The sequence below is a fragment of the Methylopila musalis genome, from assembly GCF_042679725.1.
Classification (GTDB): Bacteria; Pseudomonadota; Alphaproteobacteria; order Rhizobiales; family Methylopilaceae; genus Methylopila; species Methylopila musalis.
On the sequence record NZ_JBHTMX010000050.1, the window covers coordinates 1 to 17,763 of the forward strand.

Sequence of the window (17,763 nt, forward strand, 5' to 3'; positions counted from 1 at the left end):
CGGCCGGGCTTGGCCGCCGTCGCGCTCGGCTGCGGCCTCGGCGCGGGCGTGGCTCTTCTTGCAGGCGGGCTCGCCGGCGGCCTGCTCGCCGTGCTGCTGGCGGGATCGGCGGTTCTAGCGCTCTGCGCCTTGAGCCGGCGGCAGATCGGCGGCGTCACCGGCGACGTCTGCGGGGCCGCGGCGCAGGTGGCGGAGATCATGGCGCTGACGGGGCTTCTGATCGCGCTCGCCTGACGATCGGATGACGTGAACGTCTCTTGCGCGCCGGCGCGCTTCGCGCGAAATCAGGACGCATGCTGAGCCGTCGACCGATCAAGAGCCCCTGTGTCTCCGTCTGCGTGATGGACCCCGCGACCGGCTGGTGCGAAGGCTGCTACCGCACGCTGGCCGAGATCGGCGCGTGGGCGCGCCTGTCGGACGCCGAGCGCGACGAAACGCTCCGTCGCCTGCCCGAGCGCCGCAAGGCCGCCCGCGACGCCGGCCGGAGCTACGCGTCGTGAAGGGCGTCGCGGGCGTTCTCGTCGTCGTCATCCTGATCACGATGGTGCTGTTCGTGCTGGCGGACCTCGCCGGTGGGCTCGGCGACTTCCCCAACAGCCGCTGGGCCGGCGCCATCGCCATGCTGTGCATCGCGGTCTGGATCGGGCCGCGGGTGTTCGGCAACGCCCTCACGGACGGCTCCCGCACGCTGAAGGCGATCGCCATCTGGCTCGCCCTCGCGGTTGGCCTCGCGCTGCTCTACATCTACGGGCAGGACACGCTGGCCTCGCTCGGCGTGAACGTCTGACGCCTCAGGTCGCGAGATCGTAGAAGAAGCGCGCCGACACCAGCGTCAGGAACAGTCCGAAGGCGATGGTGAGCGTGCGGCGCGACAGGCCGTGGGCGATGCGCACGCCGAGCGGCGCCGAGATAACCGACACGGGCGCGAGAATCGCCACGCCCACCAGCGAGACGAAGCCGAGCGACAAGGGCGGCAGCTCCGCCATGTGCGGCCAGCCGGCGACCACGTAGCCGATCGCGGCCGGGATCGAGATCAGCGCCCCAAGCCCCGACGATGTGCCGATGGCGGTGTGGATCGGCCGCCCGTGAAGCTGCAGGAACAGCGTGCCGAGCGTGCCGCCGCCGATGCCGATCAGCGCCGACAGCACCGCGATCACGAAGCCCCAGACGCCGGTGACGGCGCGCCGGGGCAGTTCGCTCGACAGCCGCCAGCTCTCCCGGCCGAACAGCAGGTTGCCGGCCATGAAGAGCGCGAACACGGCGAACACCGCCTTCAGCGCGTCGGAGGTGACGAAGGCCGCGATGGCCGCGCCCGCAACCGCCCCGAGCGCCACCGGCAGGATCCACGCCTTCAGCGCTTCGTCGTCGATGGTGCCCCGCGCCCGGTGCGCCCGGAACGAGCGCAGCGAGGTCGGCACGATGACCGCGAGCGAGGTGCCGACCGCGAGCTGCATCTCCACGCTGTCGCCGACGCCGATGTGGTCGAACAGCACCACAAGCACCGGCACGATGATGGCGCCGCCGCCGACGCCGAACAGGCCGGCCAGCACGCCGGTGATCACGCCCGCCGCCAGCAGGCCGAGACCGAGTTCGACGAGTTCCTGAAGCGGAAGGGCGGAGACGGTGTCCATGGGGCGGGCTCCAGACGGGCATGACCGCCCGACGGGCCCGCGACCGTTCAGGCCGCGTCCGCCTCCGGGCGCCCGCTCAAGGAGCCGTGATCGCGCACGAGGTCAAGGGCCGCGCGCAGCACGTCGAGCCCGGCGCCGGCCTTCGGGCCCTCCTCGCTCAGCAGGCGGCGGAAGCCCCGCGCGCCGGGCCGGCCCGGGAACAGCCCCATCATGTGGCGGGTGAAGTTGGACAGCCGCCCGCCCCGCTCGAGATGCGCCGCGATCGCGGGGAACAGGCTTTCCACCGCCGCGCGGGCGGTGGCGTGGGGCGGCGCCTCCCCAAACAGCGCGGCGTCGACGCCCAACAGGATCTCGGGGTTCTGATAGGCCGCGCGCCCCAGCATCACGCCGTCGAGCGTCACCCCGTCACGGGGGCGCAGAAGCTCCTCGGCGGCCGCGAGATCGGCGATCCCGCCATTGATCGCGATCGGGACCTGCGGCAGCCGGGCCTTCAGCCGGAACACCCGGTCGTAGTCCAGCGGCGGCACGTCGCGGTTCTCCTTGGGGCTCAGGCCCTGCAGCCACGCCTTGCGGGCATGCACGATCAGCGCGTCGCAGCCGGCCGCCGTCACCGCGTCGGCCATGGCGTCGAGCGCGGCCTCGATGTCCTGCTCGTCCACGCCGAGCCGGCATTTCACCGTGACGGGGACCGACACCGCCGCCTTCATGGCCGCGACGCCGTCCGCCACCCGCCCCGGCTCGCGCATCAGGCAGGCGCCGAAGCGGCCGTCCTGCACCCGGTCCGAGGGGCAGCCCACATTGAGGTTGATCTCGGCGTATCCGACATCCTCGCAGATCTTCGCGGCCTCGGCGAGTTCGGCCGGCTCCGAGCCGCCGAGCTGGACCGCGACTGGCTGCTCCTCCGGCGAAAAGCCCAGCAGCCGCTCGCGCGGACCGAACCGCACGGCGCCCGTCGTCACCATCTCGGTGTAAAGCAGCGCGTTGCGGCTCAGCGCCCGATGGAACAGGCGGCAGTTCCGATCCGTCCAGTCCATCATGGGGGCGACGGAAAATCTATGTGCCTGAAATGTCATGCTTTTTCTGCAACATCAATGTGCTGGATCGCGCTTAACGCACGCGAAAAACGGTCACCTTCACCAAAGCTCTCGTTCAAATCCTGGCGCATCCGGTCCGCCGCAAAGAACGCTGTGTGAGCGAGCCCCTTTTGCGGCGAGACGATGCGCGGCGCCGGGCCATCGAGGTCAAGCGTCAGATCGATTGTCACGAGATGTCGACCAACTCAGGCGCCGCGCGCCAAACAACCTTCGGAGATCTCATCGCCCTTCATATCGACGACATGCGCGACGTCGGCAAGGCTCCAGTGCGCTCCAAGGCCCCGACCCTCGACAGGCCGATAGAGGGTCGGCGCAGGTTGAGAGCGGCGGGATGGGCCGCGCCCGTCAGCGGCCTTGCAGGGTGATCAGGTTGACGTCGATCGTTCCGGCGCGGAAGCCGGCCTCGCAGTAGCAGAGATAGAACTCCCAGATCCGGCGGAACGGGACGTCGAAGCCCAAGGGCGCGATGTCCGCCCAGTTCTCGAGAAAGCGTCGGCGCCACTCCTCGAGGGTCAGGGCGTAGCTGTCGCCGAAGTCGAGCTGTTCGACGACGGCGAGAGCGGCGGCCCCGGCGCTGCTCTCCAGCATCCGAACCGACGGCAGGCTGCCTCCGGGGAAGATGTAGCGCTGGATGAAATCCGTGCCCCGCTGGTAGCTCTCGAACATCCCCTCGTCGATCGTGATCGCCTGCAGGACGATCCGACCGCCGGGTTTGAGCGAGCGCCTGAGTGTCTCGAAGTAGGACGGCCAGTAGGCGCGGCCGACCGCCTCGATCATCTCGATCGAAACGATGCGGTCGAACTGTCCGGCGATGTCGCGATAGTCGCGCAGCTCGATGGTGACGCGCTCGGACAGGCCGGCCTCGGCGATGCGCCGCCGCGCCGCGTCGAGCTGCGCCGGCGACAAAGTGACCGCCGTCACGCGGCAGCCTTCGCGGGCCAGCCGCTCGGCCAGCGCGCCCCAGCCGCAGCCGATTTCCAGCACATGCTCGCCGCCTTTGAGATCGAGCATGGCGACGATCCGGTCCAGCCGGCGCTGTTGCGCCGCCTCGAGCGTCTCGGTCGGCGCCTCGTAAAGCGCCGAGGAGTACATCATGCTGGCGTCGAGCCAGAGGCGGTAGAATTCGTTGCCGAGATCGTAATGGGCGGCGATGTTGCGGCGGCTGCCGCGGCGCGTGTTCGCGTTGAGACCGTGCCGCAGACGGTTGAGCAGCCGCGCCGGCCAGGCGCCGGAGGACAGCGCCCCGAGCCTCTCGCCATTGCGCGCGCCGAGCTCGATCAACGCGGTGAGGTCCGGCGTGTGCAGGTCGCCGTCACGGTAGGCTTCGGCCAGACCGATGTCGCCCGCGAGCACCATACGCCGCATCGACCGCCAGTTGTTCAGGATCATCGTCGCCTGCGGCCCGGGCAGATCGGGTGCGTTGCACAGCCGTTCGCCGTCCGGCGTGACGACCGTCAGATGGCCGACAGAGATGCGGGTGAGCAGGCGGCGCAGAACCCAGCGCGACACCCCTGCTCGCTCCGGCAAGGCGAGGTCCTGTTCGGGCATGCGAACATGCGGTTCCGCGTCGGGCCGGCTCATGGCTGCGTCGGTCCTTTCGCAGGAGCGGTCGCCGCTCTGCCGAGACTGAAGGGGCGCTCGGGCGGCGCCGGATGCGGGCGCCAGGATATCCGCTTCGCCAATAAGCGCAGCGCGTGCCAGTGGATGGCTGCGGTGACCTTCAGCGTGAGCAGCGGATGCGTCGCGAGCAGCCGAAGCAACGCGGCGTCGTCGAACTCCGTTCGCGCGCCGCTCAACACCGCCGTGATCAGGCGCCCTTCCCTATCGCCGCCCTCGATGGCGACGGAGACGCGCTCCGTCGGCGGGACGACCGTGAAGGCGTAGCGCATGTCGAGCGTCATGAACGGCGAGACGTGAAAGACCTTGTCCGCCTCCTGCCTCACGGGGCCGTCCGAGACATCGGCGGGCGCCACATAGCTGTGGATCTCGCCAAAGGTGTTGTGCACCTCGTAGACGGTGGCGCAGAGGCCGCCGTCGCGCCGGTAGCAGAAATAGGTGCTGAGCGGGTTGAAGGCGTAGCCGAGAATGCGCGGCATGGTCAGCAGGCGGATCGGGCCGCCGTCATGCGCGATCCCGGCCTTCGCCAGCGTCTCTTCGATCTGCGGCCGCAACGGCCCGCCGCTGCGATCCCCATAATCCGCGTCGCGAAAGGCGTAGAGATTGAAGCGATTGCGCGAGAACAACCGGAGCTTGGCGGAAAGCTGTTCGATCTCGTCGAGATCGAGCAGCATCCAGAACACGCGATAGGCCAGCGCATGCGGGCGGGGCCGGAACCGATGGTGCCGGACGCGACCGACATAGAGGACGGATTGCGAGGTCACGCGGCGTGCTCCAGCCGCGGCGGGAGCGGAATGCGGCCGGATTCGTCGGGAACGCTCCAGGGCCGGCGGCCGCCGCCCAGCGCCTCGGCGACGGCGAGGCCCGCCTGCAAGCCGTCCTCGTGGAAGCCCGATCCGAAATAGGCGCCGCAGAACCAGCTTCGGCGCAGGCCCTGCAGAGCCCAGAGCCGCTCCTGCGCCGCCAGCGCCGCCGCGTCGAACAGCGGGTGGTCGTACATGTCCTCGTGGAGGATCGTCTCCTGCCGCAGCGTGTCCGGCGGATTGAGCGTGACGAAGAGCGGCCGGGCCTCCGGCAATCCCTGAAGCTGGTTCATCCAATAGGTGACCGCGCAGGCCAGATCCGGCCGGGCGCGGTCGCCGAGATGGTTCCAGCTGGCCCAGGCCCGGCGGCGTTTCGGCATCAGGGCGGCATCGCCATGCAGCACGGCGCGGTTGCGGCTGTAGCGGAAGGCGCCCAGCGCCTCGGCTTCCGCCGTGCTGGGATCGGCGAGCATCGCCAACGTCTGATCGGCGTGGGTGGCGAAAACGACCGCGTCGAAGGCCTCGGTCCAGCCGTCGCCCGTTAGAACGACATCGTGCGCGCCGCGTCGGACCCGGCGCACCGGCGCGCCGGTCCGGACCTCGGCTGACGAGGCGGCCCTCAGCCGCTCGACATAGACGGCGCTTCCGCCCGTCACGGTGCGCCAGACCGGCCGATCGCTGAGCTGGAGCAGCCCGTGATTGTGATGGAAGCGCAGGAACGCGGCCGCCGGATAGGACAGGATCTCCGAGCAGGGAGCCGACCAGATCGCCGCCGCCATCGGCAGCAGATGATCGTCGCGGAAGGCCACGCCATAGCCGCCGGCCGCGAGATACTCGCCAAGCGACACGTCCGAGGCCTGCCCCGCGAGCACGTCCTTCGACGCGTCCCGGTAGAAGCGGACGACGTCCCGCAGCATCGACCAGAAGCGTGGCCGCAGCAGATTGCCGGGCTGGGCGAACAGCCCCGCCAGACTGGAGCCGCTGTATTCGAGCCGCCCACCGTCGAGCGACACGGCGAAGGACATGTCCGTCGGCTGGGTCGCGACGTTGAGATGGTCCATCAGCGCGATGAAGTTCGGATAGGTCGCCTCGTTGTAGACGATGAAGCCGGTGTCGACCGCCGTCTCGCCGCCGGGACCCGCGATGCGAACCGTGTTGGCGTGCCCGCCAAGGCGAGGCGCGGCCTCGAACAGCACGACGTCATGCGCTTGCCCCAGCAGCCAGGCCGCCGAAAGGCCAGATATGCCGGCGCCGATCACGGCGATCCGCTTCACAGGGCCTCTCGCCCGTTCGATCCTCGCCGTGTCTCCTGTCATGCGGCATGTACGCTGTACACGCTGGACTGGATCTGCCGCGCCCGGCCAAAATGCACGCCCGCGCCCTCTCCCCGAGACGATGGCGCGAACGAAGGACATGGGGGCAGCGACCGGGGCGTCGTGGGATCGCCGCCGCCTGGGAGTGATCTAAAACGGAAGCGCGCGCGTATTTCGGCCATGGCGCCAGCACCCGCCCTGACCGTCGACGGCATGCGCAAATCGAGGGCCGGTGCGCGCGGAGGTCGGTTCATCGTCTTGTTCGACCCCAACAGACTGATCGCCGCCATCGCGCGCTCCGGGGACCGGGACGCTTTCGCCGAACTGTTCGACCATTTCGCGCCGCGCGTGAAAGGACTGCTGATGCGTGGCGGCGCCTCGGCGGAGGTCGCCGAAGAGATCGCGCAGGAAACGCTGCTCACGGTCTGGCGAAAGGCGGCCCTATTCGACCCCGCCAAGGCCGGCGCCTCGACCTGGATCGCGACGATCGCGCGCAACCAGCGCATCGATATGGCCCGCCGCGAGACGCGCTCGCGGCTGTCGCACGTCTATGAGATTCTCGATGAAGACGCCCCCGAGCAACCCGATGCGGCCCTTTCAGGCGCCGAGCGCGACGCACGCGTGCGGGCCGCGATGACCCTGCTCTCGCCCGACCAGCACCGGGTGGTCGAACTCGCCTTCCTGGAAGGGCTCAGCCATCAGGACGTCGCCGATCGCCTCGCCCTTCCTTTGGGCACGGTGAAATCCCGGCTGCGCCTCGCTCTGTCGCATCTGCGCGGCCGGCTGGAGGACCTGCGATGAGCCTCGCGCATCGCCCATCGGACGGAACGCTCGCCGCCTTCGCGGCGGGACGGCTCGACGAGGGCCTCGCCCTGGTCGTCGCCTGCCATATCGAAGCGGACACGGAAAGCCGGCGGCGCCTGCGCGAGCTTGAGGCCGTTCAGGGCGGGCTGCTGGACAGGGCGGAACCCGTCGCCATGGCCGCTGGCCCCCGCGACGCGCTCGCGAGCGCGGAGGCTTGGCCCGACTCCGGCAGGGCGGCTGCGACCCCCGAGGCCGGGACGCCGCAGGTGCTGCGTCCATACGAACTCGGCCCCTGGCGGCCGATCGGCCTGCGCATCGCCATGCGGCGGGTCGCCGTTCCCGGCGCGGACGCGCGCGTCTTCATGCTGCGCGCCGGGCCGGGCGTCGCCCTGCCGCACCACAAGCATACGGGGTTCGAGTGGACGACGATTCTCGCCGGCGCCTACGAGCACGAATATGGGCGCTATGCGGCCGGGGATTTCGACGAGGCGGACGCCGAGCATGACCACACGCCACGCGTCGATCCCGTCGAGGGCTGCACCTGCATCGTGGCGCTGACGGGGAGCGTGCGTCTGCAAGGGTGGCTCGGGCGACTGCTGCAGCCGATGGTGCGGTTTTGACCGTCGCCTCTCTCATTGTGGCTCTGGCTTTCGTGGCGGCGGCCATGTCCGCCTTTATGGCTGTCGCGACGGCGGTCGAGCGCCGCACGGGCAATTCCGGCTGGATCGACGTGGTCTGGACCGCAGGCCTCGGCCTGACGGGGATCGCGGGAGCGCTGCTGCCGTTCGGGACCGGGCCGATGTCGCGACGCCTGCTCGTCGCAGGGCTTGCGCTGGCCTGGGCGCTTCGCCTCGGTCTCCATATCGCGCAGCGCACGAGCGGGATCGCCGAAGACCCCCGATATGCGAAACTGAAGCGCGACTGGGGCGCGGACGCCCCCCGGCGGCTCGCCCGGATGCTGCAGATGCAGGCGCTGGCCAGCATTCCGCTGGGACTGGGGATCGTTCTCGCCGCGCACAGCCCCGCGCCGTCACTGGGCTGGCCGGATGTCGCCGGCGTCGCCGTGTTCGCCGCCGGCCTCGCGGGAGGCGCCATCGCCGACCGGCAGTTGCGCGCCTTCGCCCGCTCGGGCCGTGGCGGCGTCTGCGACCGCGGCCTCTGGGGCTGGTCGCGCCATCCCAACTATTTTTTCGAATGCGTGCTGTGGTGCTCCTATCCGGTGATCGCGCTCGGCTCCGGGCACCTCTGGGGCTGGCTCGCCGTGCTGGCGCCGGTCTGCATCACGCTGCTGCTGACCCGCATTTCCGGCATCCCACCTCTGGAAGAGCACATGCTCGCCAAGCACGGTGACGCCTATCGCGCCTACCAGCGGCGAACGAGCGCCCTGATCCCGCTGCCGCCGAAAGAAGAGACGCGATGACGATCCTGCAGAAGCTCTCGACCTGGGGCGAAGGGCTCCCGGTTCCCGACGTCGTCAGCCGCATGGTGATCGCATCGCTCGTCGGCCGCACGGCCCGATCGCTCGCGGCGCACTCGGTCGACGCCGCGGCCTTCGCCCGCGACATGGCGGCGTTTCCGATCGCCGTTCACACCGACGCCGCCAACGCCCAGCATTACGAGGTGCCCGCCGCCTTCTTCGAACAGGTGCTCGGCCCGCAGCGCAAATACTCCTGCTGCTACTACGCCCAGCCCGGCGACACGCTGGCGACCGCGGAGGAACATGCGCTGGAGTTGACCGCCGAGCATGCCGGCCTCGCCGACGGGCAGGACATCCTCGAACTCGGCTGCGGCTGGGGCTCGCTCTCGTTGTGGATGGCCGAACGCTATCCGCAGGCGCGGATCGTCTCGGTCTCCAATTCGGCGTCGCAGCGCGCCTTTATCGAAGAGCAGGCGCGGCGCCGCCATCTCGGAAATCTCCGCGTCGTCACCGCGGACATGAACGACTTCGCGACGGAGCAGCGTTTCGATCGCGTCGTTTCCGTCGAAATGTTCGAGCACATGGCGAACTGGCGCGAGCTTCTCGGGCGGGTTCGCGGCTGGCTGAAGCCGGACGGCCGGCTCTTCATCCATGTGTTCGCCCACAGCCAAGGCTGTTACCGCTTCGATTCCGCGGATACCGGGGATTGGATCGCGCAGCATTTCTTCACCGGCGGCATCATGCCGAGCGCGACGCTCGCGCACCAGTTCCCTGATCTCTTCACAGTCGAGGCCGAATGGCGCTGGAGCGGCGAGCATTACCGCGCCACCGCCGAGCACTGGCTGGCGAATTTCGACCGCAACCTGCCGCGGATCGATCCGATCCTGCGCGACGCCTATGGCGCGGATGCGCCGCTCTGGCGCCGGCGCTGGCGGCTGTTCTTCCTGGCGACGAGCGGTCTGTTCGGCCATGCCGGGGGCGACGCCTGGGGCGTCCATCACTACCGGCTGCGCGCGACCTGACGGATTGGGCGGGCAGAGAGGCTAGACCCAGCCCCAGCCGGCAAGTTTGCGGACGGTCACGAACGCGACCCATGTGCACAGGCCGACGACGACCGTGCCATACACGAGATCGACAAGCGTGATCGTCAACGTCCACGGCCGCAACGTGGCGTAGTTGGTCAGGTCGTAGGTCGCGTAGGCGAGCAGGCCGATGAGCGCGCCATTGAGCAACGCGGCGCTTGCGCTGCCGTCACGCAGCGCCGGCATCAGCGCGAAATAGACGACCCCGAGCGGGAAACCGAAATAGAACAGCGCCGCCGGTACATATCGCACCTGCTCGACGATCAAATCGCCGAGCGCGGGCCGATAGAATCTCGACGTCATCGTGCCCAGCCAGACGGCGTCGCAGATTCCAAAGGCGACGAGGAAGGCGATGTAACCGGCAACGAAGCGCATGGCGACCTCCACGTGTCTGCGAAGACATACGTGCGGTGCGCCCGCGAAGTTCAGTCTCGCCCCAAATATCGCGTGGTTCGGTCCTGCTCGCGGCAGACCTGTCCGGCGGCTGTCGGACGACCGTGCTCGACAGCCGTTCCTCCACTCGCCGACGTCGCCCGCGCGTTCCACTTACTGGGACGCCGATTGACGGAACGCAGGGCTATGTCCGCGACCGGCCCCGCGCCATTCTGGACGTTCCGGCGGCTGAAGACCGGATGTCGAGAGGAGGATGGCGCGCATGAGCTGGAACCCGGCGATCGAACCCGGCTGTCCCGACGAGGTGGGCCTCGACGCGATCGACACCCTCATCGTTCCGCGGACCCGTGATCTGGGAGGCTTCGAGGTTCGGCGCGCCCTGCCGGCGCCGAAGCGGCAGATGGTCGGACCGTTCATCTTCTTCGATCAGGCGGGGCCGGCCGAGTTCCTGAACGGACAGGGCGTCGATGTTCGCCCGCATCCGCACATCGGCCTCGGCACCGTCACCTATCTCTTTCGCGGCGACTTCCACCACCGGGACAGCACCGGAGCCGACCAGACGATCCGTCCGGGCGAGCTGAACTGGATGGTCGCCGGACGCGGCGTCACCCATTCGGAACGCACGTCAGCAGCCTCGCGGAGCGGCCCGAACAGCCTGTTCGGCATCCAGACCTGGCTGGCCCTGCCCGAAAGCCACGAGGACATGGCGCCGACCTTCGAGCATCACGGCCGGCCGGCGCTGCCGGAGATCCGGGACGGCGGCGCCTCCGTCCGGCTGATCCTCGGGCGCGCCTATGGCGAGACGGCTCCCGCGACTATGTTCTCCGAGACATTCTACGCCGACGTGGCGCTCGAGCCGGGACGCCGGCTGCCCATGCCGGACGACCACGAAGATCGGGGGATCTACATCGTCGAGGGCTCGATCTCGATCGCAGGACAGGAGTTCGAGGCCGGCCGGATGATGGTCTTCCGGCCCGGCGACCGGATCACGGTCGCCGCCGGCGAACGGGGCGCCCGGCTGATGATCCTCGGCGGAGCGACGCTTCCGGGGCCCCGCTACATCTGGTGGAACTTCGTCGCGTCCTCGAAGGAGCGCATCGAGGAGGCGAAGGCGGAGTGGCGCGCGCAGAACTGGGGGCAAGGCCGCTTCGACCTGCCGGCGGACGACCGGGACGAGCACATTCCCCTCCCCGACTGACCGGCGCGGGGCGGACCTCGCATCCCGATCCGACGCACCTCGTGGCCCCAAGCGGCAGGAAACGCGCCGCCGGGGCCGCGGCAAGATCACCTGTCCGCAGAGGTCCGGCCTCTCCTGCGTCCCTCATTCTGCGACACAGCGTGGCGAATGGCGGCGCTATCGTAACGGTTTCTGACACGGCATGAGGAGACGACGCCGCTCAGGCGAGATCGCCCGGCGCAGGCTCCACGCCGCCAGATGGAGGACAGCGCAACCTGATCCATGTCCGGCCGTCCGTCACGATCCGCCCGCACAGGGATGTCGAACGGTCGCTGTCGGGCGCGGCCTATTGGCGGCGGAGCCTCGGCGACGGCGTCTACGCGATCTCCGGCGCCCTCGTCCGCAGCGGCGGGGACAGCGACACGCGCGTCATCGGACCCCAGATCGAGATCGCCATCGGCTGGCAGGCGACGCCGGAGCTGAACCTCGCCGCCTCGACCGGCGTGTTCGACCCCATGCCCCGCGCCATGGCCCCATGAGTTTGCAAGGACCATCCAATGCAGATCGGTATCGACAGCTTCGCCGCCATCTTCCCCGATCCGGAGACGGGACACCCCTCCTCCGCCACCGACCGCATGGCCGCTCTTCTTGAGGAGGTCGAGATCGCCGACCGGGTCGGGCTCGACGTCTTCGGCGTCGGCGAGCACCACCGCGCCGAGTTTCTCGACTCCGCGCCCGCGATCATTCTGGCGGCCGCCGCGGCCCGCACCCGCAATATCCGGCTGACCAGCGCAGTGACGGTGCTGAGCGCCGCCGATCCGGTCCGCGTGTTTCAGGAGTTCGCGACCCTCGACCTGATCGCGAACGGCCGGGCCGAGATCGTCGTCGGCCGGGGCTCGTTCGGCGAGGCCTATCCGCTGTTCGGCATGGATCCACGGGACTACGACGACCTCTTCACGGAAAAGCTTGGCCTGCTCCTGACGCTCAACGACACCGCCTATCCGATCTGGAAGGGCCGCTTCCGCGCGGCGCTGGAGGGTCAGGGCGTCTACCCGCGCCCGCATCAGCCGCGGCTGCCGGTCTGGGTCGGCGTCGGCGGCACGCCGCAGTCCTTCGCCCGCGCCGGCGCGCTCGGCCTGCCGCTGATGGTGGCGATCATCGGCGGGACCTTCGAGCGCTTCCGCCCGCTGGTCGATCTCTATCGGCAATCCGGCCTGAGCGCCGGACACAGCCCTGAAACGCTTAAAGTTGGCGTCCATGCGATGGGCTTCGTCGGCGAAACCGACGCGGCTGCCAGAAACGCGTTCTTCCCCGGCTGGGCGCATCTGACGGCGAGGATCGGCCGCGAGCGCGGCTGGTCGCCGCCGTCGCGCCCGCAGTTCGACGCCATGGCCGGCCCGGGCGGCGCGTTCCTGATCGGCGATCCGAAGACGGTCGCGGCCAAGATGCTGCATGCCGACGAGGCTCTCGGCGGCGTCTCGCGCATCACCTTCCAGATGAGCACCGCGGCTCTCGAAACGGCGGCCATGAAACGCTCGATCGAACTGCTGGGCGAGGAGGTCGCGCCCATCGTCCGGGCCGCCGCCCGCAACACCGGAAAGACGACCTGATGGCGGACGCAAGCCTTGGCCAGACGATCGCTCCGGCGGTCGTTCTGATGGGCGCGGCGGTCGTCGCCGTGCCGCTGTTCCGGCGCCTCGGCCTCGGTTCCGTCCTCGGCTATTTCGCGGCCGGCGTGCTGGTGGGGCCGTCGGTGTTCGGCCTTTTCACCGACGCCCGCTCCATCCTCCATTTTTCGGAGCTCGGGGTGGTGATGTTCCTGTTCGTGATCGGGCTGGAACTGCGTCCGCTCAAGCTCTGGGCCATGCGCGGACAGATCTTCGGGCTGGGGTTCGCGCAGGTCGCAGGCGCGATCGCGGCGCTGGCGCTGACGGGCGTCGCGGCGTTCGGGCTGCCCGGCCCGGTCGCCTTCGTCGCGGGCGCGGGCTTCGTGCTGTCCTCCACCGCCGTCATCATGTCGGTGCTGCAGGACCGCGGCGAGATCTCGAGCGCCGAGGGCCAGAAATCGGTCGCGATCCTGCTGTTCGAGGATCTGATGATCGTGCCGCTGCTGGCGGTGGTCGCCGTCCTGTCGCCGCTGTCCGAGGGAGGAGCGGGCTGGACGGGCGTCGCGGTCGCGACGGCGGCGCTGCTGGCGCTGCTGGCGGTGTCGCGCTGGGGGCTCAATCCGTTCTTCGCCCTGCTGGCGCGGGCGCGGACGCGCGAGGTCCTGACGGCGGGCGCGCTGCTGGTGGTCCTCGGCACGGCCCTGCTGATGGAGGTCGCCGGCCTGTCCATGGCGATGGGCGCGTTCCTCGCGGGGGTGATGCTGTCGAGTTCGAGCTACCGGCATCAGATCGAAAGCGACATCGAGCCGTTCCGCGGCCTGCTCATGGGGCTGTTCTTCCTGGCTGTCGGCATGTCGCTCGACCTCGCCGTGGTGGCGGCGGAATGGCCGCTCCTTCTCTCCCTGCTGGCCGCGTTCACCGTCGCGAAGGGCGTCGTGGTCTATGCGGTCGCGAGGCTGTTCCGCGCCTCCCGCCGCCAGGCGCTGCACCGAACCTCCATGTTCCTGCAGGGCGGCGAATTCGCCTTCGTGCTCTACGCCGCGGCGACGTCGGGCGGCGTGATCGACCTGCGGGAGAACGCGCTGTTCTCCACCGTCGTGATCCTGTCCATGGCGCTCACCCCGCTGCTCATGATCGCGACGGACCGGCTGCTGCGCGCGGAAGCGTCCATGGAGGGCGTCGACGCCGCCCGCGATCTGACAGGACGGATCCTGCTTATCGGCTTCGGCCGCTTCGGCCAGATCGCGTCGCAGGCGCTGCTCGCCAAGGGCGTCGATCTCGCCGTCATCGACCGGGATCCCGAGCGGATCCGCGACGCGGGGCGATACGGCTTCAAGGTCTATTTCGGCGACGGCGCCCGGCTGGACGTCCTGCGCCATTCCGGCGCGGGGGCGGCCGACGCGATCATGATCTGCGTCGACGATCCCAAAGCCGCGACGCAGATCGTGGAGCTGGCGCGTCACGAGTTTCCGCAGGCGAAGCTGCTGGTGCGGAGCCGCGACCGGGGGCATGCGATCGAGCTGATCCGCGCCGGCGTCGACTATCAGATCCGCGAGACGGTCGAGGCCGCCTATCGGATGGGAGCGGAGGGGCTGCGGACGCTCGGCTTCGCGGACGTGGACGTCGACGAGGTCGTGGAGGACGTGCGCCGCCGCGATACGGAGCGGCTGGCCGAGCAGGTGCAAGGCGACCTCATGTCCGGCAGCCACAGGCTGATCCTGCAGCCCGCGGCGGAGCCGCTGACGCCGCCGCCGGCTCATCGCAGGCCGCAGAGTTAAGGGATGAGGCCGTGGGCGGCGCGTCCCATCGCCGGCCGCGATGGGACCCTCCAAGCCCGCCCGTCTACAGCACGAAGTCGCTCGCGGCGAGGCTCGCCACATTCTGCACCTGGATCGAGAAGTCGCCGATCCTGTCGCCGTTGATGTCGCCCTGAACGATCACATAGCCGCCATACGCCCGGTAGCTCAGCTGCCCTTGCGTTCCGGAGGCGAAGGCGCCGGTCCCGATGAAGGTGAAGGCCTGGTTGCCGCTGCCGGAGATCGAGGCGTCGATGGCGGAAAGATCGATCCTGTCGCCGTCGCTGCGCTTGAAGTCGTAGATCGTGTCGCGCCCGCTCGACATCCGGCTGTCGGTGACGTCGAGATAGACGAAGCGATCCGCGCCGGCTCCGCCGCTGATCACGTCGCCGCCGCCGCCGCCAATCAGCCGGTCGGCTCCGCCGCCTCCGGCGATGCGGTTCACGCCGGCGTCGCCGGTGAGCCGGTCCGCGTAGCCGCTGCCCTCGAGGCTCTCGAAGCCCTGGAACTGGTCGCCCTCGGCGTGTCCGCCGCCCGCCTCGCCGGTGGCGAGGTTGACGGTGACGGCGGCGTCGGAGCGGCTGTAATCGAGCCGGTCGACGCCCAAGCCGCCGTCGAGGTTGTCGCCGCCCGCGCCGCCGGAAATGACGTCGTTTCCGAATCCGCCGAAGATGAAGTTGTAGTCGCCGTTCCCCCGGATGTTGTCGTTGTAGTAGGAGCCCTCGACGTTCTCGACCCGTGACCACCTGTCGCCCGCCGCGGCGCCGCCGGCGGCGTTGCGCAACAGATCGACCGTCACCGCCGAGGCGGAGGCGCTGTAGCTGACGGTGTCGTCACCGGCTTCGCCGTAGAAAATATCGGTTCCGGACGACGCTATGAGCGTGTCGTCCCCCGCTCCGCCGTAAAAGGCGACGGACTTTCCCGCCCCGTTTAACGTGGTCACGCTGTCATCGCCAGCCCCACCGTAGAACGTTCCGGATGAGTTCGTGAACGTCGCGGCGTCGTCGCCGACGTCGCCATAGGCGTTGAAGGAAGTAATGGCACTGAAATTAAACACGTCGGCGCCGGATCCGCCAATGGCGGTCGCCACCCCATTGCTAAGAAAGATAAAATCGTCACCGGAGTCACCATTGGCGTATGTGGTTCCAGATGTATCAGAAATGTAATCGCCACCATCAGAACCAGAAATTGTATCATTTCCAGCTTCGCCGTAGAGTGAATCAGCCATGTATCCACCCTGGAGATAATCATTTCCCCCTTTTCCATTATAGATGTTGTTTAACAACGCCTCATTATAATTAAAGGCCGACAGGGTGTCGTTGCCGTCGGTTCCGGTGCGGGCGGGCATGGTGGGCGTCCTTCAACGTGGGGCTGGCCAAGCCGGAAGAATACCAGATAGATACCGAAACTCATATGAACTTTGGGCTGGGACCACAGGGCGCGCCGGCGACGGAACACGCCGGCGCGTGCGCCATCATCCGCTTCGTCAGGTTCGGGCGCGCGTGAGGGCGGAACGCGTCCAACGGGAGCCGACGAACCGCTAATCGAACACCTCGTCCGTCCACACCCGGAAGCTTTTCAGCATGTTGGGGCCGAAGGCGGTGGTGAGCGCGGCGTCGGCGGCGTCGCGGCCCCGCGCCATCACGATGCGGCCGACGCGGGGCCGGTTGTGCCGCGCGTCGAAGGTGCGCCAGCGGCCACCGAGATAGACCTCGAACCACGCGCTGAAGTCCATCGGCGCCGGGTCCCGCGGCACGCCGATGTCGCCGAGATAGCCCGTCGCGTAGCGCGCGGGGATGTTCATGCAGCGGCAGAAGGCGATGGCGAGATGGGCGTAGTCCCGGCACACGCCGCGCCCCTCGGCGTAGGCTTCGGAGGCGGAGCGGGTGGAGCTGGCGTGCGCGTAGCCGAAGCGGATGTGGACGTGGACGAAATCCACGATGGTCTGCGCCATGGCCCAGCCGGGAGGCGCCGCGCCGAACAGCGACCACGCCTGCGCCACCAGCTTGTCGGTGTCGCAGTAGCGGCTCGGCAGCAGGTAGACGAGCACGTCGTCCGGCAGGTCCTCCACCCGGTGCTGGATCGCGCTCCAGTCGGCGACGTCCGGCTCGCCGCTGTCGGCCACCAGCGCGTCGGCGGTGACCATGAAGTCGCCCGCGGGCGCGAGCGTGCGGGTGCAGACATTGCCGAAGCCGTCCAGATAGGCTGCGATCGGCGCGTAAGGGTAGGATTCGATGCGGTCCGGCCGTATCAGGTCCTTCTCGCGGCTCGGATGCACGTTCAGCATCATCAGCAGCGGCGTGGGTTGCGGAAAATGATGCACGATCTCGAACCCGACCCTGATCTTCAAATTCGCCGTCCTCCCCAGCCCCGGACCTGCGCGGGTCTCCGCGCGCCGGCTCCCTCACAACCAGCAAACCTCGTGCCGGGCCACGCCCGCGGCAAGAGCCGTCCGGAGAACGCACGGAGCGCCGGTTCCGTTGCGCCTGAAGGGCGCGGGCGTTCGTGACCGTCCGCCGCGCGCTGTTCGCCTGCGATCTCGACAGCCAGATCTTCGGCGCCCTGCCGCTGGCGCGGGCGTTCGAGGCGCGGGGCTGGGAGGTGGCCTTCGCGCTCCACGCGCCGCACGAACTGCCGCCCGCATTGCGCGCCCGCGTGGCCGACCGGTTCGAGACCTTCGAGGCCTGGCTCGGGGAGCTGGCGGTGTCCGAGCGCGTGCTCGGCTACGACGCGGTGGGCGTGTTCGCCACCGGCAGCCGCATCGCCCGCTTCCGCCACGACGCCGATCTCGCCGACCGCGCCCGCCGCCGCCGGGGGCCTGCCCTGTTCAGCGGCTTCAACGGGCTGGTGTTCGAGCGCTTCGAGGAGGGCGCCGCCTGGCGGCTCGGCTGCGACGTGATCGCCCTCAACGGCCCGCGCGACCGGGACGCCTTCGACGACTTCGTCCACGGCACGGCCTTCGCGGACCAGCCGCTGGCGGTGACGGGCCTGCGCCGGGCGACCGACCGCCCCCGCCGCCCCCTGAAGCC

General features: G+C 69.3%; 20 protein-coding genes and 1 pseudogene. 12 read left to right on the top strand and 9 right to left on the bottom strand.

Translation table 11 applies throughout. From position 1 onward, the window contains the following. The 3 genes from ACFQ4O_RS07910 to ACFQ4O_RS07920 form a co-directional block, all read left to right on the top strand. Nucleotides 1-234, top strand: a 234-nt coding sequence (locus tag ACFQ4O_RS07910) for an adenosylcobinamide-GDP ribazoletransferase (RefSeq protein WP_378775157.1), incomplete at its 5' end; no start/stop codon positions are given. A 59-nt stretch (nucleotides 235-293) separates the two neighbouring features. Then, entirely contained in the window at nucleotides 294-500 is a 207-nt protein-coding gene (locus ACFQ4O_RS07915; protein ID WP_378775158.1) for a DUF1289 domain-containing protein, read from the top strand. Beyond that, nucleotides 497-787 (top strand): hypothetical protein, encoded by a 291-nt coding sequence (locus ACFQ4O_RS07920; protein WP_378775159.1) that lies wholly within the window; start codon nucleotides 497-499, stop codon nucleotides 785-787. Before ACFQ4O_RS07915 ends, ACFQ4O_RS07920 begins: the two co-directional genes overlap by 4 nt. 4 nt (nucleotides 788-791) lie before the next feature. Here the strand turns inward: ACFQ4O_RS07920 and ACFQ4O_RS07925 are convergent, their stop codons facing one another. The 6 genes from ACFQ4O_RS07925 to ACFQ4O_RS07950 form a co-directional block, all read right to left on the bottom strand. After that, entirely contained in the window at nucleotides 792-1,631 is an 840-nt protein-coding gene (locus ACFQ4O_RS07925; RefSeq protein WP_378775160.1) for a sulfite exporter TauE/SafE family protein, read from the bottom strand. A gap of 47 nt (nucleotides 1,632-1,678) precedes the next feature. Beyond that, nucleotides 1,679-2,704 (bottom strand): tRNA dihydrouridine(20/20a) synthase DusA, encoded by a 1,026-nt coding sequence (gene dusA, locus ACFQ4O_RS07930; protein ID WP_378775161.1) that lies wholly within the window; start codon nucleotides 2,702-2,704, stop codon nucleotides 1,679-1,681. Continuing rightward, a complete protein-coding gene (locus ACFQ4O_RS07935; protein WP_378775162.1) occupies nucleotides 2,701-2,895 on the bottom strand; it encodes a hypothetical protein in 195 nt (64 codons plus the stop codon). Before ACFQ4O_RS07935 ends, dusA begins: the two co-directional genes overlap by 4 nt. 175 nt (nucleotides 2,896-3,070) lie before the next feature. After that, nucleotides 3,071-4,306 carry a class I SAM-dependent methyltransferase gene (locus ACFQ4O_RS07940; RefSeq protein WP_378775163.1) on the bottom strand — a complete coding sequence of 412 codons (1,236 nt, stop codon included), beginning with the start codon at nucleotides 4,304-4,306 and terminating at the stop codon, nucleotides 3,071-3,073. Beyond that, a complete protein-coding gene (locus tag ACFQ4O_RS07945) occupies nucleotides 4,303-5,106 on the bottom strand; it encodes a DUF1365 domain-containing protein (RefSeq protein ID WP_378775164.1) in 804 nt (267 codons plus the stop codon). Before ACFQ4O_RS07945 ends, ACFQ4O_RS07940 begins: the two co-directional genes overlap by 4 nt. Further along, nucleotides 5,103-6,461, bottom strand: coding sequence for an NAD(P)/FAD-dependent oxidoreductase (locus ACFQ4O_RS07950; protein WP_378775165.1), 1,359 nt, complete (start codon nucleotides 6,459-6,461; stop codon nucleotides 5,103-5,105). Before ACFQ4O_RS07950 ends, ACFQ4O_RS07945 begins: the two co-directional genes overlap by 4 nt. Before the next feature lie 177 nt (nucleotides 6,462-6,638). Between ACFQ4O_RS07950 and ACFQ4O_RS07955 the strand changes: the two genes are divergently transcribed. The 4 genes from ACFQ4O_RS07955 to ACFQ4O_RS07970 are packed head-to-tail and all read left to right on the top strand — an operon-like array spanning nucleotide 6,639 to nucleotide 9,701. Then, on the top strand, nucleotides 6,639-7,259 hold the full coding sequence (locus tag ACFQ4O_RS07955) for a sigma-70 family RNA polymerase sigma factor (RefSeq protein WP_378775166.1): 621 nt from the start codon (nucleotides 6,639-6,641) through the stop codon (nucleotides 7,257-7,259). Next, on the top strand, nucleotides 7,256-7,882 hold the full coding sequence (locus ACFQ4O_RS07960; protein ID WP_378775167.1) for a ChrR family anti-sigma-E factor: 627 nt from the start codon (nucleotides 7,256-7,258) through the stop codon (nucleotides 7,880-7,882). Before ACFQ4O_RS07955 ends, ACFQ4O_RS07960 begins: the two co-directional genes overlap by 4 nt. A gap of 32 nt (nucleotides 7,883-7,914) precedes the next feature. Beyond that, on the top strand, nucleotides 7,915-8,682 hold the full coding sequence (locus tag ACFQ4O_RS07965; RefSeq protein ID WP_378775168.1) for a DUF1295 domain-containing protein: 768 nt from the start codon (nucleotides 7,915-7,917) through the stop codon (nucleotides 8,680-8,682). Continuing rightward, nucleotides 8,679-9,701 (top strand): SAM-dependent methyltransferase, encoded by a 1,023-nt coding sequence (locus ACFQ4O_RS07970; RefSeq protein ID WP_378775169.1) that lies wholly within the window; start codon nucleotides 8,679-8,681, stop codon nucleotides 9,699-9,701. The genes ACFQ4O_RS07965 and ACFQ4O_RS07970 overlap by 4 nt, the downstream gene beginning before the upstream one ends. Before the next feature lie 21 nt (nucleotides 9,702-9,722). Here ACFQ4O_RS07970 and ACFQ4O_RS07975 read toward each other — a convergent pair whose 3' ends face one another. Beyond that, the gene (locus ACFQ4O_RS07975; protein WP_378775170.1) at nucleotides 9,723-10,136 is read right to left on the bottom strand and encodes a DUF2177 family protein; all 414 of its coding nucleotides are present in this window, start codon (nucleotides 10,134-10,136) and stop codon (nucleotides 9,723-9,725) included. Between the two features lie 280 nt (nucleotides 10,137-10,416). On the opposite strand from ACFQ4O_RS07975, the gene ACFQ4O_RS07980 reads away from it, so the two are divergent. From ACFQ4O_RS07980 to ACFQ4O_RS07995, 4 genes and pseudogenes are all read left to right on the top strand, one after another. Further along, the gene (locus tag ACFQ4O_RS07980) at nucleotides 10,417-11,352 is read left to right on the top strand and encodes a pirin family protein (protein WP_378775171.1); all 936 of its coding nucleotides are present in this window, start codon (nucleotides 10,417-10,419) and stop codon (nucleotides 11,350-11,352) included. 248 nt (nucleotides 11,353-11,600) lie between these two features. Further along, nucleotides 11,601-11,870 (top strand): annotated as a pseudogene (locus tag ACFQ4O_RS07985) (alginate export family protein); the annotation flags it as partial. Nucleotides 11,871-11,888: 18 nt separating this feature from the next. Next, nucleotides 11,889-12,941 carry an Atu2307/SP_0267 family LLM class monooxygenase gene (locus ACFQ4O_RS07990; protein WP_378775172.1) on the top strand — a complete coding sequence of 351 codons (1,053 nt, stop codon included), beginning with the start codon at nucleotides 11,889-11,891 and terminating at the stop codon, nucleotides 12,939-12,941. Beyond that, nucleotides 12,941-14,716 carry a monovalent cation:proton antiporter-2 (CPA2) family protein gene (locus ACFQ4O_RS07995; protein ID WP_378775173.1) on the top strand — a complete coding sequence of 592 codons (1,776 nt, stop codon included), beginning with the start codon at nucleotides 12,941-12,943 and terminating at the stop codon, nucleotides 14,714-14,716. The genes ACFQ4O_RS07990 and ACFQ4O_RS07995 overlap by 1 nt, the downstream gene beginning before the upstream one ends. A gap of 64 nt (nucleotides 14,717-14,780) precedes the next feature. Here the strand turns inward: ACFQ4O_RS07995 and ACFQ4O_RS08000 are convergent, their stop codons facing one another. Beyond that, nucleotides 14,781-16,082: a calcium-binding protein gene (locus ACFQ4O_RS08000; protein ID WP_378775174.1), complete on the bottom strand. Its 1,302-nt coding sequence runs from the start codon at nucleotides 16,080-16,082 to the stop codon at nucleotides 14,781-14,783. A gap of 192 nt (nucleotides 16,083-16,274) precedes the next feature. Then, nucleotides 16,275-17,084, bottom strand: coding sequence for a transglutaminase-like domain-containing protein (locus ACFQ4O_RS08005; protein ID WP_378775175.1), 810 nt, complete (start codon nucleotides 17,082-17,084; stop codon nucleotides 16,275-16,277). A 155-nt stretch (nucleotides 17,085-17,239) separates the two neighbouring features. On the opposite strand from ACFQ4O_RS08005, the gene ACFQ4O_RS08010 reads away from it, so the two are divergent. Beyond that, nucleotides 17,240-17,763: DUF6716 putative glycosyltransferase (locus ACFQ4O_RS08010; protein ID WP_378775176.1), on the top strand; the 524-nt coding region annotated here is incomplete at its 3' end.

Bases quoted from the DNA above. Each gene is read 5' to 3' on its own strand.
- ACFQ4O_RS07960 (WP_378775167.1), top strand. From the start codon at position 7,256: ATGAGCCTCGCGCATCGCCCATCGGACGGAACGCTCGCCGCCTTCGCG.
- ACFQ4O_RS07980 (WP_378775171.1), top strand. From the start codon at position 10,417: ATGAGCTGGAACCCGGCGATCGAACCCGGCTGTCCCGACGAGGTGGGC.
- ACFQ4O_RS08000 (WP_378775174.1), bottom strand. From the start codon at position 16,082: ATGCCCGCCCGCACCGGAACCGACGGCAACGACACCCTGTCGGCCTTT.
- ACFQ4O_RS07975 (WP_378775170.1), bottom strand. From the start codon at position 10,136: ATGCGCTTCGTTGCCGGTTACATCGCCTTCCTCGTCGCCTTTGGAATC.
- ACFQ4O_RS07995 (WP_378775173.1), top strand. From the start codon at position 12,941: ATGGCGGACGCAAGCCTTGGCCAGACGATCGCTCCGGCGGTCGTTCTG.
- dusA (WP_378775161.1), bottom strand. From the start codon at position 2,704: ATGACATTTCAGGCACATAGATTTTCCGTCGCCCCCATGATGGACTGG.
- ACFQ4O_RS07915 (WP_378775158.1), top strand. From the start codon at position 294: ATGCTGAGCCGTCGACCGATCAAGAGCCCCTGTGTCTCCGTCTGCGTG.
- ACFQ4O_RS07955 (WP_378775166.1), top strand. From the start codon at position 6,639: ATGGCGCCAGCACCCGCCCTGACCGTCGACGGCATGCGCAAATCGAGG.
- ACFQ4O_RS07950 (WP_378775165.1), bottom strand. From the start codon at position 6,461: ATGACAGGAGACACGGCGAGGATCGAACGGGCGAGAGGCCCTGTGAAG.
- ACFQ4O_RS07925 (WP_378775160.1), bottom strand. From the start codon at position 1,631: ATGGACACCGTCTCCGCCCTTCCGCTTCAGGAACTCGTCGAACTCGGT.
- ACFQ4O_RS07940 (WP_378775163.1), bottom strand. From the start codon at position 4,306: ATGAGCCGGCCCGACGCGGAACCGCATGTTCGCATGCCCGAACAGGAC.
- ACFQ4O_RS07990 (WP_378775172.1), top strand. From the start codon at position 11,889: ATGCAGATCGGTATCGACAGCTTCGCCGCCATCTTCCCCGATCCGGAG.
- ACFQ4O_RS07970 (WP_378775169.1), top strand. From the start codon at position 8,679: ATGACGATCCTGCAGAAGCTCTCGACCTGGGGCGAAGGGCTCCCGGTT.